Here is a 13,787-nt window from a genome sequence, read left to right on the forward strand (position 1 = left end):
TGGAATTTCTATTTTATTTCCAATGCAATTCTAAAGCAAAACAAGTTTTATCGTCTTTCGTAATGCTGAATGTTGCTGTTGTATGATCGTCGTCTTCGCTTTCATGAATTACCACGTTATCTTGTAATGAAAGCTCTTTCATGAAATTCATTTCAAAGCTTTTTACTTCTTGTTTTATAATTCTTCTTGGATCGACATGATCCAGACACCATTCTAAGTATTTTACGTTATTAACGTGGTTTACAATATCTAAATCTGATAAATAAACTGTTTTTTCGAAAACAGCTTCTTTTTCGTGGTTGATATTTATTTTAGAAAAGCCTTCTATTGTTGCTCTTTTTTCTGGGAACAATTCGAAATGTTCATAAGGCAAAGCTAAAGCTTCTGGACGACGTGCTTTGGTATTAAAAACAGCCCAATAAGTTTCGCTTCCAACAATCTTTTTTCCGTTTACATACATTTCAAGTGCACGAACCGAACGTGAATTTTCTAAGCTGTTAATCCATGTTTTTACAGTTACAACATCCTGCCATTTTGGTAATTCAGTTATTTCGACACGCATTCTGCTTAAAACCCAAGCCTGATCAAATTCCTGCATATCTGTAAAGCTGATTCCGCCAACTTCTGAATGTGCAGCAGCGGTAAGCTGTAAAAGATTGCATAAATCGGTGTATTTTAAGTAGCCGTTTGGCGTACATTGCGTAAAATTAATTTCCCAGTCTTTACTTAAAACTGATGTGAAATTTGGTGATATTGGCATTTTTAATTTTTAGATTTTTAGATTGTTGATTTTAGATTTTTCCTGAGGAAAATAGAATAAAGATGAAAGAGAAAAGACTTCTATTTTATAAGATTTTCTATGTAATTTATGATCTCATTTCTAGCAGTCGAATAATCAAACCATTTGGTGTTTTCATTTCGTTTGAACCACGTTAATTGTCTTTTAGAAAATCGGCGTGTGTTCTTTTTTATTTCTTCAATTGCGAATGGCAAAGTGAAATCTCCGTCAAAATAACTAAATAATTCTCTATAACCGACCGTTTGTAAAGCATTTAACTCTTTGTTAGGATAAAGTGATTTGGCTTCTTCCAACAATCCCATATCCATCATAATATCGACACGTTGGTTGATTCTGCTATAGATGATTTCTCTGTCGGCGTCTAAGCCAATTAAAATAGGAGTGAAGTTTCTGTTGTTTTTCTTTAAATTTAAGAATGAAGAATAGGGTTTTTGCGATCCGATGCAAACTTCTACAAAACGCATCATTCGTTGTGGATTTTGTAAGGTCTGCGGATTTTCGATCGTTATTTTTTGATAATAATCTGGATCTAAATTTTGTAATTGTTCTTGAAGATATTCGATTCCGAATTTTTCATAGTTTGAATTTACTTCGGCACGAATTTCTGGAGCAATTTCTGGAAATTCGTCAAAACCTTTTAATATGGCATCGACGTATAGTCCTGATCCGCCAATTAAAATTGCAAAATCATTATTTTGATATAATTCTTCTAGTTTTGAAAGTGCTTCTTTTTCGCAATTGCCAACGGTATAATTTTCGAAAATAGATTTGTTTTGAATAAAATGGTGTTTTGCAGCACTTAATTCTTCCTGACTTGGAACAGCGGTTCCAATTGTCATTTCTTTAAAAAACTGACGGCTGTCGCAAGAAACAATTTCGCATTTAAAATGCTGTGCCAAAGCAATGCTCAGGGCTGTTTTCCCGATAGCTGTTGGTCCGACAATGGTAATTAGGTGTTTCATATTTTTTAGCCCAGATGGAAATGGAAACCCCGGACTTATATTTGTTGCATTTTTTTGGTGTAAAAGAGCGACCAGCGGAAGCTCCTTTTATGCCTTAAAAAATTACAAATATAAGGAGGAGTTGCAATGTACAGCTGGATTAGCTTCTAAAATTAATTATTTGGCAATTCTGTTCCGCATTCGTAACAATATTTTGCATTGTCAAAATGAACTTGCGACTGACATTTTCGGCATGTTTTTTTTCCGCTTACTGAATTGTTTCTTAGGCTGCTTTTTGCAAATTCGGCTGTAACAATTCCGGTTGGAACAGCAATTATTCCGTAACCTAAAATCATTACAAATGCTGCAATAAATTGTCCTAAAGGAGTTTGAGGAGAAATGTCGCCATAACCAACGGTTGTTAAAGTAACAATTGTCCAATAAATTCCCATCGGGATACTTGTAAATCCTGATTCTCTGCCTTCAACCAAATACATGACTGTACCGATTATAACGGTGCTGATTAAGACAAAGTAAATGAAAACTAGAATTTTTTCTTTGCTGGCTTCTATAGCTTCTTTTAATTGTAAAGATTGATGATTAATTTGCGGAATATGCAAAATCTTGAACAATCGAAGAAAACGCAGTGCTCTTACAATGGATAAAATACTCGCACCAGGAAAAAAAATCGATAAATACATGGGTAATACGGCAAGCAAATCGATGATTCCGTAAAAGCTGAAAACGTATTTAACGGGTTTTTGAATAGAAATAATTCTCAGTATATATTCGATGGTGAAAAAAACTGTAATTATCCATTCGCATATCAATAATTGTTCATGATATTTAGAGCTGACTCCTTCAACAGTATCAAGCATTATTAGTAGAACGCTCAGTAGGATTAAACCCAGCAATACTAAATCGAACATTCGTCCTAAAATGGTATTGGTACCATATAGAATAATTTTGACTTTTTCCCTGAAGATTTCGTATTGTGATTTTTTATTTTTCATATCATTAAAGATAATGAAAGTTTTATTTTGTTAAAAATGAAGTATTTTTAGTGATTTGCTTTTTCGGATGTAATTCTGAATGATATTTTTCACATCACGATTATGCTGCATTGGAATCAGAATGTTTTTCAGGATATCAATATTGGTGATTTGATGATTCAAATCGTAATAAGCATAACCTTGATAGGTTCCGTTTTCTATTAAAATAGCACTTCTTTCGTTTACATTTCGGCCTCTGTCTATTAAGATCATGCTTTTATTATCGAAACTGTTTTCTGAGATAAACTGCTGTACTCTTAAATTGTAAACTTCTGGTGTAACTTCGCCAATGCAAGCGCCGTCGCATTCTTTGATTTTATATTGAAAACACTCTTTTTTGGTTTGATATAAACCGGTTAGTTTTTGGCACAAATGATATTTTGCTGTAAACCTAAAAAGTGCATTTTTACCTTCTTGCAAAGAAGCAAAAGAGGTTATTTCTTTTTTACGTCCGTCTGCTTTTTCAAGTTTTAAATTGATGTATCCGTTTTCATCTTTTTCGGCATACAAGGCGAAAGGAAAAACAGTTTTCTTTTGCGAACGATTGTATCTCGGACGATTTATTTTTACTTCCTGACTTTCTTTTAAAAGGGCGATTAATTCGCTTCCAGTTTCATCGTAAGTTATGGTAAAGACTTCAGCCTGAATTCTTTTGCTTTTGGTTGTAACTCCAGTAAAATGCTGATTGACTCTTTTTTTGATATTTTGACTTTTGCCAATATAAATCAAAGTTCCTCCTTCGTTATAAATATAATAAACGCCTGTTTTGGCTGGCATTTGATTTAAAATATCTAAGAGTTTTGGAGAAATTCCTTTTTCGACTTCGAGTTTTATAAAATCTTTTACAATTGTTTTCTCGGTGTCTTTTTCCAAAAGCATTTTGAACAGCTTTGTCGTTGCCATAGCGTCTCCGCTTGCACGATGTCTGTCTGCCATAGGAATTCCGAGCGCACGCACTAGTTTCCCTAAACTGTATGAAGGTTGTTCTGGAATTAGTTTTTTGGCTAATTCAACTGTACAAAGTGTTCTGGCTTCGAAATCGTAGCCTAAACGGCGAAATTCTGTTCTAAGAATTCTATAATCAAAAGAAGCATTGTGAGCCACAATTACAGAGTCTGAAGTAATTTCGATAATGCGTTTGGCGATTTCATAAAACTTTGGAGCAGAACGCAACATTGCATTATTGATTCCAGTCAGTTTTACTACAAAGGGCTGAATCGGAATTTCAGGATTGACAAGGCTGATGAATTGGTCTACTACTTCATGCCCATCAAATTTATAGATGGCGATTTCAGTAATTCCCTCTTCATTAAATTGTCCTCCTGTAGTTTCTATGTCTAGTATTGCGTACAAATTCAGTAATCAGTGTTCAGTTTTTAGTATTCAGTTTGCTGTGTAGGCGTATTGCTGCACACTTACAGTCTTGGTTTTGAAATTATCTGCCTCCAAAAATGCTGCTTCCAATGCGAACCATTGTGCTTCCGCATTCTATTGCCAATTGATAATCTCCAGACATTCCCATCGATATCGTGTTCAAACTGCAGTTTTCAGTTTTTAGATCTTTTATCGAATCAAAAATGGATTTTAAATGGGTAAATTCTTTTTTTATTTGGTTTTGATTGTCTGTGAAAGTTGCCATTCCCATTAAACCTAAGATACGAATATTTTTTAACTCTTTAAACTCTGGAGAAGTTAAAAGTTCATTTAATTCGTTTTCATCCAAACCAAATTTAGATTCTTCTTCTGCAATATAAATTTGAAGAAGGCAATCTATAATTCTTTTATTTTTTAAAGCTTGTTTATTGATTTCCTGTAATAATTTTAAACTGTCAACACCATGAATCAAAGTCACGTACGGAGCCATAAACTTGACTTTATTGGACTGAACATGACCTATCATATGCCATTGAATGTCTTTTGGCATTTGTTCCCATTTCTCGGTCATTTCCTGAATTTTGTTTTCTCCAAAAATGCGTTGGCCTGCTTCGTAAGCTTGTAATAAGTCTGAAACAGGTTTTGTTTTAGAAACGGCGACAAGAGTTACCTGTTCAGGTAAAGTTGCTTTGATTGTACGTAAGTTTGATGCTATTGACATTATTATTTATTTTTTTGAAAGCTGAATATGTAAGCTTTCATTTCTTTCTGATGGAATGTAAAAATCGATCTTTTTACTTTCCATTTTTAATTTAGTATCGAATCCAGGCCCTTTTGCATCATCCTCTAAAGGAGTATAGAAAGAACCCATATCACTTTGAAAAAGAGTGCCAAACACTTTGTCATAACACTTATCAGAACCACAAAAATAGCCTACTATTTTATCATCAAGATTTACAACGATTATTTTAAAGTCTGATTTTATATTTAAATCTCTTAAATATAAAATTAAAAAATTGTGTTTTCGCTTTTTATCAAAACTCTCGGTACTTTTAAAGACACAATTGTCATACCTTTTGTTGTTGATATCCAGTTGATATCCATTTTCTTGCTTTAAAGTTCTAGTTATTCCAAATAAATAATCAATAGTCACTGGTTTGTAATAATAAAGAGTAATTAAACTAAAAATTATTAGAATGACTAGAAAGATTATTTTTTTCATTGAGCAAATCAGGTTTTACAAAAATTGCTTCGAGATTTTCTCTGCTTTTTTACTTTCGCTGTAATCGTAAAAACCTTCTCCAGATTTTACTCCAAGTTTACCAGCTCTTACCATGTTTACTAATAATGGGCAGGGAGCATATTTTGGATTTTTGAATCCGTCATACATTACATTTAAGATTGCTAGACAAACGTCAAGACCTATGAAATCAGCTAATTGAAGTGGTCCCATTGGATGTCCCATTCCTAATTTCATTACGGTGTCAATTTCGTAAACTCCGGCGACTTTATTGTATAACGTTTCTATTGCTTCGTTTAGCATTGGCATTAAAATTCTGTTTGCTACGAAACCTGGATAATCGTTTACTTCAACAGGAACTTTACCTAATTTTTCAGATAAAGTCATGATGATTTTAGTTACTTCATCGCTTGTATTGTATCCGCGGATGATTTCGACTAATTTCATAATCGGCACAGGATTCATAAAGTGCATTCCGATAACGCGTTCAGGATGTGCTACAACAGCTCCAATTTGTGTAATTGAAATAGAAGAAGTATTGGTTGCTAAAATGGTATTGTGCGAGCAATATTCGTTTAATTGTTTGAAGATATTTAGTTTTAATTCAACGTTTTCTGTTGCTGCTTCAACAACTAAATCCACACCAACAACACCGTCTTTTATATCTGTGTAAGTAATAATATTGGTGATAGTTTTAGCAACATCTTCTTGAGTAATTGTTCCTTTAGAAAGCATACGATCTAGGTTGGCAGCAATGGTTGCCATTCCTTTATCTAATGATTTTTCAGAAACATCGATTAATTTTACAGTAAATCCGCTTTGCGCAAAAGTATGTGCAATTCCGTTACCCATTGTTCCTGCTCCAATTACAGCTATTGTTTTCATATTGCCTTTAGTATATTATATTTTACGATTTAGCCACGAATTCACAGTTTGATCGCGAATTTCGTGGCTAATTTTATTTTTAAAATTCTTTAAATTATTTATCGAAACAATCAATAATTTGATAAGCCACACGCAAAGCATCTGTAGCTTGCTCCAATGTTACAACTGGCGTAGTATCTGTATTAATTGCATTTGCAAAAGATTCTAATTCGTCCAGAATTGCATTGTTTTGCTCCACATCTGGATTGGTGAAATAGATTTGTTTTTTTACACCTTCAGCGTTTTGAAGAATCATGTCAAAATCTCCAGGAACTTCTGGCGCATCTTTCATACGTACTACTTCGCATTTCTTTTCTAAAAAGTCAACAGAAATGTAAGCATCTTTTTGGAAGAAACGTGACTTACGCATGTTTTTTAATGAGATTCTGCTTGCTGTTAAGTTCGCTACACAACCATTTTCGAATTCAATTCTGGCATTGGCAATATCTGGAGTATCGCTAATTACAGATACGCCACTGGCGTGAATATCTTTTACTTTTGAATTTACTACACTTAAAATAGCGTCAATATCATGAATCATTAAGTCTAATACCACAGGAACGTCTGTACCACGCGGATTAAATTCGGCCAAACGATGCGTTTCAATAAACATCGGGTTTTCGATCATGTTTTTTGTAGCGATAAAAGCGGGATTAAAACGCTCTACGTGACCAACTTGCCCTTTTACGTTGTACTCTTTAGCCAAAGCAATAATTTCTTCCGCTTCTTCAACGGTATTAGCGATTGGTTTTTCAATAAAGATATGTTTTCCTGATTTGATGGCAACTTTTGCACATTTATAGTGTGAAAGTGTTGGAGTTACAATGTCAATCACGTCGACAGCGTGAATAAGTTTTGCAATTGTGCTGAAGTTTTTATAGCCAAACTCTTTAGAGATTCTTTCGGCATTTTCTTGATTTTCGTCGTAAAATCCAACTAATTCGTATTTGTCAGATTGTTGTAATAAGCGTAAATGTATTTTACCAAGATGACCAGCACCTAAAACTCCTACTTTTAACATGAGAATGTATTTTAAACAAAAATATAATTTATTTGTTTAACCTGAAAATGAATTTATCGAATTGTGAAATGTGAAATGTAAATATGAGTTATGGCTTTCAATATTTAAGGGTCGATGTTTTACGTTTTACGGTTTATATTTCGCAATTCATATTTCAACTTTTAGCTTTATTAATTTAATATTTAAAAATCAATATTTGAAATCCTGTTTTGTTTCTTATTTTTGCGAAAATAAAACCTACCCATTTTGAAAGACACTGCCAAACATCAAGGACTTCGCAATCAATTAGTAACGACTTTAGAACAAAAAGGAATTACTGATAGAGCGGTTTTGGATGCCATTAAAAAAATCCCAAGACACCTTTTTTTAAATTCAAGTTTTGAAGATTTCGCTTATCAAGACAAGGCATTTCCTATTGGCGCGGGGCAAACGATTTCTCAGCCTTATACGGTGGCTTTTCAGTCGCAATTGCTTGAAGTTAAGAAAGATCATAAAGTTTTGGAAATAGGAACTGGTTCTGGTTATCAGACTGCCGTTTTATTTATGCTAGGCGCTAAAGTATTTACCGTTGAAAGACAAAGTGAATTGTTTAAAACAACTTCTAATTTATTTCCAAAGTTAAACATTCGTCCAAAGCATGTTTCTTTTGGAGATGGTTATAAAGGATTGCCCAATTTTGCTCCGTTTGATAGTATTATAGTTACAGCAGGTGCGCCTTTTATTCCGCAGCCTTTAATGGCTCAGTTGAAAATAGGAGGAAGGCTTGTTATTCCGTTAGGAGAAGATGTTCAGATTATGACTTTATTAATCAGAAAGAATGAAACTCAATTTGAAAAACATGAGTTTGGAGAGTTTAGATTTGTTCCTTTATTAGAAGATAAAAATTAATACGAAGCCCAGTTTTAGCTGGGCTTTTTTATTGTGTAAGAATTGAAATATATCTTTCCAGGCTTTCTTTTTCTTTTTGAGCTATAAACAGAAAAAAATCTTCTTTGTCTTTTTTGGTTTGAGCAATTTCTAAAGACTGATAATATTGCATTCGAGTGTCATAATCACCTTTAATGTTAGCAATAGGATAACCTTTTTGCATTAGTATTAAATTCATAATTAATCTTGAAGTTCTGCCGTTTCCGTCAATAAATGGATGAATTGTAACTAATCTTTCATGCATTTCAGCAGCAAGAATAATAGGGTGTAATTTATTTTTATTAATTTCATACCAATTAAAATATTCTTCCATCTCTTGTGGAACCATTAAAGATTGAGGAGGCATGTGACTGCTTCCTTGAATCATGACCTGAACTTTTCTATAACGTCCAGCATCTTCTGGAATTATTCCTCGTAAGATTAAGTTGTGAATCGATAAAAGATCACGTTCGTTTAATGAATTATTTTTGCTCATTAACTCTTTTATAAAACCAATAGCTTCCTGATGATTAATGGCTTCAAGATGTTCGCGCATGCTTTTGCCAGAAATTGTCAAGCCTTCATTGATAACCATATCTGTTTCACGAAGAGTCATTGTGTTTCCCTCAATCCTATTACTTTCAAAAGTATATTCTAATTCGAGAGCTTGTTTGATCTTAAAACTGTCGTACTGTCTATAAGAATCTAATTTTTCTTTTAAAGCATCAATCTCTTCTAGAATTTTCTCTAACGAAGTAGATAACTTAAGATTCGAAACCGTTTTATTGTATTTGATTTCGTCTTCGGCAACTTTTAACGCCTTTAAAGCAAGATCATCATCCCCAATTTCATAAAGAATTTTCTCTTTAAGCCAAGCAACCATTAAAGTTTCATAATCAATCTCTAAAAGTTGAGATAATTTGCTTACTTGCTCTTTCGTTGGTCTTCGAGTTCCAGATTCAAATTTGCTGATCAAAGCTTGATCAATATTAGCAAGATGAGCTAATTCACGAGTTTTTAAACCTTTCTGTTCTCTAGCGTTTTTTAAAAGTGATTTCATTTTATGAAATATTTAGTCTTGACAAAATTAGTCAATTTTTTAAGTAAAAGAAAAGCAGTTTTTCAAAAAATACTGCTTCGATATTTTATTTTGGAGGAAGTGATCCGTCTTTTCTCATTTCTTTTACAACAGCTTGCATTATCGCATCAACGGTTTGTCCTAAATCGGTAACATATTGCGATTCTGTAGTTCCTGTCCAGATTAATTTGTTTTGTTTTAGTGAAAACACATTGGTTTCTACCATATAAGATGTGGTTTCTTGGTAATATCCAGGATCGTAAAAATTTGGAGAATACATTCCGTACCAGTTTCCAAATCCATAACCGTACATTCCTGTATACATCCCGTCAAAACCTCCATAATACATTCCTGTATAAGTGCCAGGAACGTAATTAACTTCTTTTTCTTTGCTGACTAATCGCATACTGATTACTCCGTCAAAATTTTCGTCTTGTAAAACCTTTAGTTTTTGTTCTTGTGATAATTGTGAAGTTGCATTTAAGTATTGATACGACGTTTTAAATACTGGATTGCTTGCCGCAATTCTGTTTTCTGTAATTCGTCTCGAAGCCTCATCTTTGACCAAAGCGACAACCAAAACTTTTTTAAATTGTTCCTGAGCAATCGTTACATCAGGATCTCTCCAGCTGTTTACAATAGAAGTATTACTGCTACAACTTGAAAACGCTGCAATAGCGAAAAACAAAACTAAGTACTTTTTCATATTTTACAGTTAAATTGGTTATAAGTAAAAATAACTATAAAATGTTAATTATAAGTGTTTTGTGTAAAAATAAAAAAGCTTACTAGTTGTAAGCTTTTTTAATACGGTCTAAATCTCGTTTAGTGTCTTGCTCTTTTAGAGATTCACGTTTGTCGTAGTTTTTCTTTCCTTTACAAAGGCCGATCTGTAACTTGGCTAAACCTTTTTCATTTGTAAACAATTTCAAAGGGATAATAGTAAGTCCTTTTGCCTGAACACTTTTATGTAGCGTTTTTAACTCCTTTTTGTTTAAAAGTAATTTTCGCTCACTTCTAGATTTATGATTGAATTGATTTCCAAAAGAATATTCTTCAATATAAGTATTAATGGCAAAAAGTTCCATACCACTGAATTCACAAAAACTTTCGGTAATGTTTGCTTTCCCTAAACGTATAGATTTAATTTCTGTTCCTGCCAAAACAATTCCAGCAGTGTACGTATCGATTATTTCGTAATCGAATCGGGCTCTTTTGTTTAATATATTGACTGATTTTATCATAGCTGCAAATGTAAGACAAAATTGAAAAATTTCATGAGGGCTAAGATAATTAAAGTTTTTTTTTAATCTATGATTTTAATCATCTAGAGCAAAAACGCTTCCTTTTAAGTTTGTCTCATAATTTCAAAAACAAATTTAATAATGAAAAAAATTGTAACGCTAGTGGGTGTTGTAATTATGGGTTTAACCGCTAAAGCCCAGGATTCAACTCAAGGATTAAAAGGAGCATGGTTTGCAACCTCTCAATTCGGTTATCAACAAACTAAAACGGCAGATGATAAAAATACTACATTATCTGTGCTGCCAATTGTTGGAACATTTGTAACACCATCTGTTGCAGTAGGTGCAGGAGTTGGTTTTATTAATATTAAAGCAGATTCTGATGCTGGAACTGCAGCTAAAACAAATCTATTTGTAGCGCAGCCTTTAGTTAGAAAATACTGGAATGTTGCTGGTTCACTTTATTTCTTCGGACAATTGGCAGTGCCTATTATTACTGGTAAAGAAAAAGAAAGTGAGTTAAAAGTAAATCAAGTTGGATTGTCTTTATCAGGCGGATTTGATTATTTCGTGACCAAAAATTTCTCTGTGGAGTTTTCTTATGATTTGGCAAACTTTACATCAACAACACTTGATCCTAAGACTGGAGACAAAACTACAGTTACCAATTTTGGTTTAGCACATGTTGCCAATGTAGATCCTTTTTATAATACAGCTTTAGCAGGAGGTAACCCAAATTTGACTTCTCCTGTTTCTGTCGGATTTAAATTCATATTCTAATTTATTCTTTATTTGATTATCGTAAAATTCTATTTTAGTAATTTTGCAAAAAAGAAAAGACCGTACTTTTCCTAGTACGGTCTTTTTTATTTATTATCTAAAAAATACAAAATGCAAAATCAATCTAAAGATCCTCTTCACGGAATCACGCTTCAAAAAATTGTCGAAACTTTAGTTAATTATTACGGTTTTGATACTTTAGGAGAATTAATTCCAGTAAAATGCTTTAATTCAAATCCGAGTGTAAAATCGAGTCTTACATTCTTGAGAAAAACAGATTGGGCTCGTAAAAAAGTAGAAGAGCTTTATGTGAAAACGCTTCCTAAGCTCAGCTGATTCTTATAGTTTATAAGAGATCATAACACCTCCACGGTATGGAAGCCATTCGCCACTTTTGTTCCAATTAGGAGCTTTTTCATATCTTCCTGGAGTTCCGTCATTATAATATCCGTGATAAAAACCTTGATGCCATCCACCGCCTACAAAAAAGTCAAGTAAAAATTTATCATTTAGTTTTAGATTGTAACCCACAGTAGCACCAAGTCTGTAGCCAAAACCATCCTCATAACGGTTACTGTCCCAATAATTCCATTTTTGCAATTCGTATTTGTCAGCTCCAATATGTCCTCCTATGTAAAAACCGTTATATTTTTCTTTAAAATGGTAACGTACTTCTGGAGTAACAGTAATAAATTTCATCGGATTATGGCCGTTAAACGATTCCCAGAAAGAAGCCATTACATCGGCACTAAATGTGGTTTTCTCTCCAATGCTAGTTTCTATTCCAATATTAGGAACTAAAAACAAAGCAGTTGCTCCGTTAAATTTTACAAATGTCTGACTTTGTAATTGCATACAAAATAAAAGAACAAGTAGGGCGGGTATTTTTTTCATAAAAATGTTTTGGATTCAAAACAGCTTTTTTTGCTGATTTCGAGCGCAAATATAACGTATAATGCTAGAGAACAATTGCCTATAAGATTATTTTAACAAGAATAAAAATCTACTTTTCTAATAATGAATAAATTACCTTGTCAAGAAATTTTCCTTCCCAAAATTCTGATTCTTTTAAATGTGCTTCTTTAACAAATCCACATTTTTGCAATACTTTTTCTGAGGCATGATTTTCTGGATCAATTACAGCTTCTATTGAGTGAAGTTTTAAATCTTCAAAACCAAATTTAATTAGTCGGTTTACAGCCTCTGGAATGATTCCTTTTCCATGATAATCAGGTGAAAGCATATAGCCTATTTCTGCTCGGTAATTTTCAGGCTGCAATCTGTAAAAACCAATAATTCCAAGCAGCTTAGGATTGCCTTTTAGTCTTATACTCCAGTTTATTCCAGTATTATCTTCAATTTTATCATTGATTATTTTGATGTGCTCCAAAGCATCTTCATGATTTTTTGCTAAAGGTCTTGGAATAAATTTCATGATTTCAGGATTAGAACGTAGTTCAAATACTTCTTGTAAGTCTTTGTTATTAAGCCTATCTAGAAGTATGCGTTCTGTTTCTATTACAGGAAAAGGAGTAAAGTTAAAATCTAACATTTTCTTTATTATAATGTTGTTATACTAAATTTTGCACTGAAATCTTTGTTTGCTTCCAATGTCAAAATCCCTTCTTTTTGGTATAAATCACCTGTGTTTTCATCAGTGTCAGAATATCCAAGCCACGGTTCAATACAGATAAAATGTGCGTCTTCTTTTGTCCAGATTCCTAAACTTGGAAAATCTTTATAATCAACTTTTATATAAGGTTTTAAATCTTTAAGAATTGTTAAAGATTTTGATTCTAATGTTTTAAAGATTAGAGCATCGTTACTAAATAGCTCATAATTTAAAGGAACTAAATTATCTTTTGTTTCTAAAATTTTAGTTTTAGACGAAATCAAATCGTTTTCAAGAAGGTAGTATTTTAAACTTTCTTCTTTTTCAAATTGAAGGGCATAATCTTCAAAATGATTAGGAAGAGCAATTGCTGGGTGTGCTCCAATAGAAAAAGGCATTTTTTCTTTTCCTTTATTAATTACTTTATATTCAAGTTCTAATGCGTTTTCATTAAGCGTATAAATAAGCTGTAATTCAAACTCAAAGGGATATTTCTGTAATGTTTCTTCAGAAGATTGAAGAGAGAAAACGGCCTTGCTTTCCGTTTTTTCAATCAATTCAAAGTCCATGTCACGAGCAAAACCATGGCGTGGCAGATGGTAATCTTTTTCATTGATCGTATAGGTGTTGTTTTTTAAAGTTCCTACAATTGGAAAAAGTACAGGAGAGTGTTTGCCCCAAAAATCGGGATTGCCTTCCCAGATATATTCGTTTTCTTGATTGTCTTTTAATGAAAATAATTCAGCTCCAGCATGTTTGATGGAAGCTTTTAATATTGAATTTGAAATAGTTGTAGTCACAATGTTGAATATAAAA

At 32.8% G+C, this 13,787-nt stretch carries 17 protein-coding genes; 3 read left to right on the plus strand and 14 right to left on the minus strand.

The window, feature by feature from the left end; genetic code table 11:
* Window positions 1-13: 13 nt before the first annotated feature.
* The 8 genes from NCC77_RS11540 to NCC77_RS11575 form a co-directional block, all read right to left on the minus strand.
* Window positions 14-760: an acyl-[acyl-carrier-protein] thioesterase gene (locus NCC77_RS11540; RefSeq protein ID WP_250835691.1), complete on the minus strand. Its 747-nt coding sequence runs from the start codon at window positions 758-760 to the stop codon at window positions 14-16.
* An 80-nt stretch (window positions 761-840) separates the two neighbouring features.
* Window positions 841-1,761: a tRNA (adenosine(37)-N6)-dimethylallyltransferase MiaA gene (miaA, locus tag NCC77_RS11545; RefSeq protein ID WP_250835692.1), complete on the minus strand. Its 921-nt coding sequence runs from the start codon at window positions 1,759-1,761 to the stop codon at window positions 841-843.
* Window positions 1,762-1,913: 152 nt separating this feature from the next.
* Window positions 1,914-2,753 carry an ion transporter gene (locus NCC77_RS11550; RefSeq protein WP_250835693.1) on the minus strand — a complete coding sequence of 280 codons (840 nt, stop codon included), beginning with the start codon at window positions 2,751-2,753 and terminating at the stop codon, window positions 1,914-1,916.
* 30 nt (window positions 2,754-2,783) lie between these two features.
* Window positions 2,784-4,145: an exonuclease domain-containing protein gene (locus NCC77_RS11555; protein ID WP_250835694.1), complete on the minus strand. Its 1,362-nt coding sequence runs from the start codon at window positions 4,143-4,145 to the stop codon at window positions 2,784-2,786.
* 82 nt (window positions 4,146-4,227) lie between these two features.
* Window positions 4,228-4,887, minus strand: coding sequence for a YggS family pyridoxal phosphate-dependent enzyme (locus tag NCC77_RS11560; protein WP_250835695.1), 660 nt, complete (start codon window positions 4,885-4,887; stop codon window positions 4,228-4,230).
* Between the two features lie 6 nt (window positions 4,888-4,893).
* Window positions 4,894-5,388 carry a hypothetical protein gene (locus NCC77_RS11565; protein ID WP_250835696.1) on the minus strand — a complete coding sequence of 165 codons (495 nt, stop codon included), beginning with the start codon at window positions 5,386-5,388 and terminating at the stop codon, window positions 4,894-4,896.
* 15 nt (window positions 5,389-5,403) lie between these two features.
* Entirely contained in the window at window positions 5,404-6,291 is an 888-nt protein-coding gene (locus tag NCC77_RS11570; RefSeq protein ID WP_095927681.1) for a 3-hydroxyacyl-CoA dehydrogenase family protein, read from the minus strand.
* Between the two features lie 94 nt (window positions 6,292-6,385).
* The gene (locus tag NCC77_RS11575; protein ID WP_095927680.1) at window positions 6,386-7,351 is read right to left on the minus strand and encodes a Gfo/Idh/MocA family protein; all 966 of its coding nucleotides are present in this window, start codon (window positions 7,349-7,351) and stop codon (window positions 6,386-6,388) included.
* 246 nt (window positions 7,352-7,597) lie between these two features.
* On the opposite strand from NCC77_RS11575, the gene NCC77_RS11580 reads away from it, so the two are divergent.
* A complete protein-coding gene (locus NCC77_RS11580) occupies window positions 7,598-8,239 on the plus strand; it encodes a protein-L-isoaspartate(D-aspartate) O-methyltransferase (protein ID WP_250835697.1) in 642 nt (213 codons plus the stop codon).
* A gap of 28 nt (window positions 8,240-8,267) precedes the next feature.
* Here the strand turns inward: NCC77_RS11580 and NCC77_RS11585 are convergent, their stop codons facing one another.
* The 3 genes from NCC77_RS11585 to smpB all read right to left on the minus strand — a co-directional run bounded on the left by NCC77_RS11585 (window position 8,268) and on the right by smpB (window position 10,579).
* The gene (locus NCC77_RS11585) at window positions 8,268-9,317 is read right to left on the minus strand and encodes a Fic family protein (protein WP_250835698.1); all 1,050 of its coding nucleotides are present in this window, start codon (window positions 9,315-9,317) and stop codon (window positions 8,268-8,270) included.
* Between the two features lie 85 nt (window positions 9,318-9,402).
* Window positions 9,403-10,041, minus strand: a complete 639-nt coding sequence (locus NCC77_RS11590) for a putative periplasmic lipoprotein (protein WP_250835699.1) — start codon at window positions 10,039-10,041, stop codon at window positions 9,403-9,405.
* A gap of 82 nt (window positions 10,042-10,123) precedes the next feature.
* The gene (gene smpB, locus NCC77_RS11595; RefSeq protein WP_095927676.1) at window positions 10,124-10,579 is read right to left on the minus strand and encodes an SsrA-binding protein SmpB; all 456 of its coding nucleotides are present in this window, start codon (window positions 10,577-10,579) and stop codon (window positions 10,124-10,126) included.
* 141 nt (window positions 10,580-10,720) lie between these two features.
* Here smpB and NCC77_RS11600 point away from each other — a divergent pair, with 141 nt between their 5' ends.
* Window positions 10,721-11,359, plus strand: coding sequence for a porin family protein (locus NCC77_RS11600; protein ID WP_250835700.1), 639 nt, complete (start codon window positions 10,721-10,723; stop codon window positions 11,357-11,359).
* Between the two features lie 111 nt (window positions 11,360-11,470).
* Window positions 11,471-11,695: a VF530 family protein gene (locus NCC77_RS11605; RefSeq protein WP_250835701.1), complete on the plus strand. Its 225-nt coding sequence runs from the start codon at window positions 11,471-11,473 to the stop codon at window positions 11,693-11,695.
* A gap of 3 nt (window positions 11,696-11,698) precedes the next feature.
* Here the strand turns inward: NCC77_RS11605 and NCC77_RS11610 are convergent, their stop codons facing one another.
* From NCC77_RS11610 to NCC77_RS11620, 3 genes are all read right to left on the minus strand, one after another.
* On the minus strand, window positions 11,699-12,253 hold the full coding sequence (locus tag NCC77_RS11610) for a DUF3575 domain-containing protein (RefSeq protein ID WP_250835702.1): 555 nt from the start codon (window positions 12,251-12,253) through the stop codon (window positions 11,699-11,701).
* A 109-nt stretch (window positions 12,254-12,362) separates the two neighbouring features.
* Complete coding sequence (locus NCC77_RS11615) at window positions 12,363-12,911, minus strand: GNAT family N-acetyltransferase (protein ID WP_250835703.1); 549 nt, start codon at window positions 12,909-12,911, stop codon at window positions 12,363-12,365.
* Between the two features lie 8 nt (window positions 12,912-12,919).
* On the minus strand, window positions 12,920-13,771 hold the full coding sequence (locus NCC77_RS11620) for an aldose 1-epimerase family protein (RefSeq protein ID WP_250835704.1): 852 nt from the start codon (window positions 13,769-13,771) through the stop codon (window positions 12,920-12,922).
* Window positions 13,772-13,787 lie beyond the last annotated feature (16 nt).

The sequence above is a fragment of the Flavobacterium tyrosinilyticum genome, from assembly GCF_023656565.1.
GTDB classification, from domain to species: Bacteria; Bacteroidota; Bacteroidia; order Flavobacteriales; family Flavobacteriaceae; genus Flavobacterium; species Flavobacterium tyrosinilyticum.

Excerpts from the sequence above, each read along its gene's own strand:
- NCC77_RS11605 (WP_250835701.1), top strand. The coding sequence starts at position 11,471 with ATGCAAAATCAATCTAAAGATCCTCTTCACGGAATCACGCTTCAAAAA.
- NCC77_RS11540 (WP_250835691.1), bottom strand. The coding sequence starts at position 760 with ATGCCAATATCACCAAATTTCACATCAGTTTTAAGTAAAGACTGGGAA.
- miaA (WP_250835692.1), bottom strand. The coding sequence starts at position 1,761 with ATGAAACACCTAATTACCATTGTCGGACCAACAGCTATCGGGAAAACA.
- NCC77_RS11550 (WP_250835693.1), bottom strand. The coding sequence starts at position 2,753 with ATGAAAAATAAAAAATCACAATACGAAATCTTCAGGGAAAAAGTCAAA.
- NCC77_RS11615 (WP_250835703.1), bottom strand. The coding sequence starts at position 12,911 with ATGTTAGATTTTAACTTTACTCCTTTTCCTGTAATAGAAACAGAACGC.
- NCC77_RS11590 (WP_250835699.1), bottom strand. The coding sequence starts at position 10,041 with ATGAAAAAGTACTTAGTTTTGTTTTTCGCTATTGCAGCGTTTTCAAGT.
- NCC77_RS11585 (WP_250835698.1), bottom strand. The coding sequence starts at position 9,317 with ATGAAATCACTTTTAAAAAACGCTAGAGAACAGAAAGGTTTAAAAACT.
- NCC77_RS11560 (WP_250835695.1), bottom strand. The coding sequence starts at position 4,887 with ATGTCAATAGCATCAAACTTACGTACAATCAAAGCAACTTTACCTGAA.
- NCC77_RS11610 (WP_250835702.1), bottom strand. The coding sequence starts at position 12,253 with ATGAAAAAAATACCCGCCCTACTTGTTCTTTTATTTTGTATGCAATTA.
- NCC77_RS11565 (WP_250835696.1), bottom strand. The coding sequence starts at position 5,388 with ATGAAAAAAATAATCTTTCTAGTCATTCTAATAATTTTTAGTTTAATT.
- NCC77_RS11570 (WP_095927681.1), bottom strand. The coding sequence starts at position 6,291 with ATGAAAACAATAGCTGTAATTGGAGCAGGAACAATGGGTAACGGAATT.
- NCC77_RS11600 (WP_250835700.1), top strand. The coding sequence starts at position 10,721 with ATGAAAAAAATTGTAACGCTAGTGGGTGTTGTAATTATGGGTTTAACC.
- smpB (WP_095927676.1), bottom strand. The coding sequence starts at position 10,579 with ATGATAAAATCAGTCAATATATTAAACAAAAGAGCCCGATTCGATTAC.
- NCC77_RS11575 (WP_095927680.1), bottom strand. The coding sequence starts at position 7,351 with ATGTTAAAAGTAGGAGTTTTAGGTGCTGGTCATCTTGGTAAAATACAT.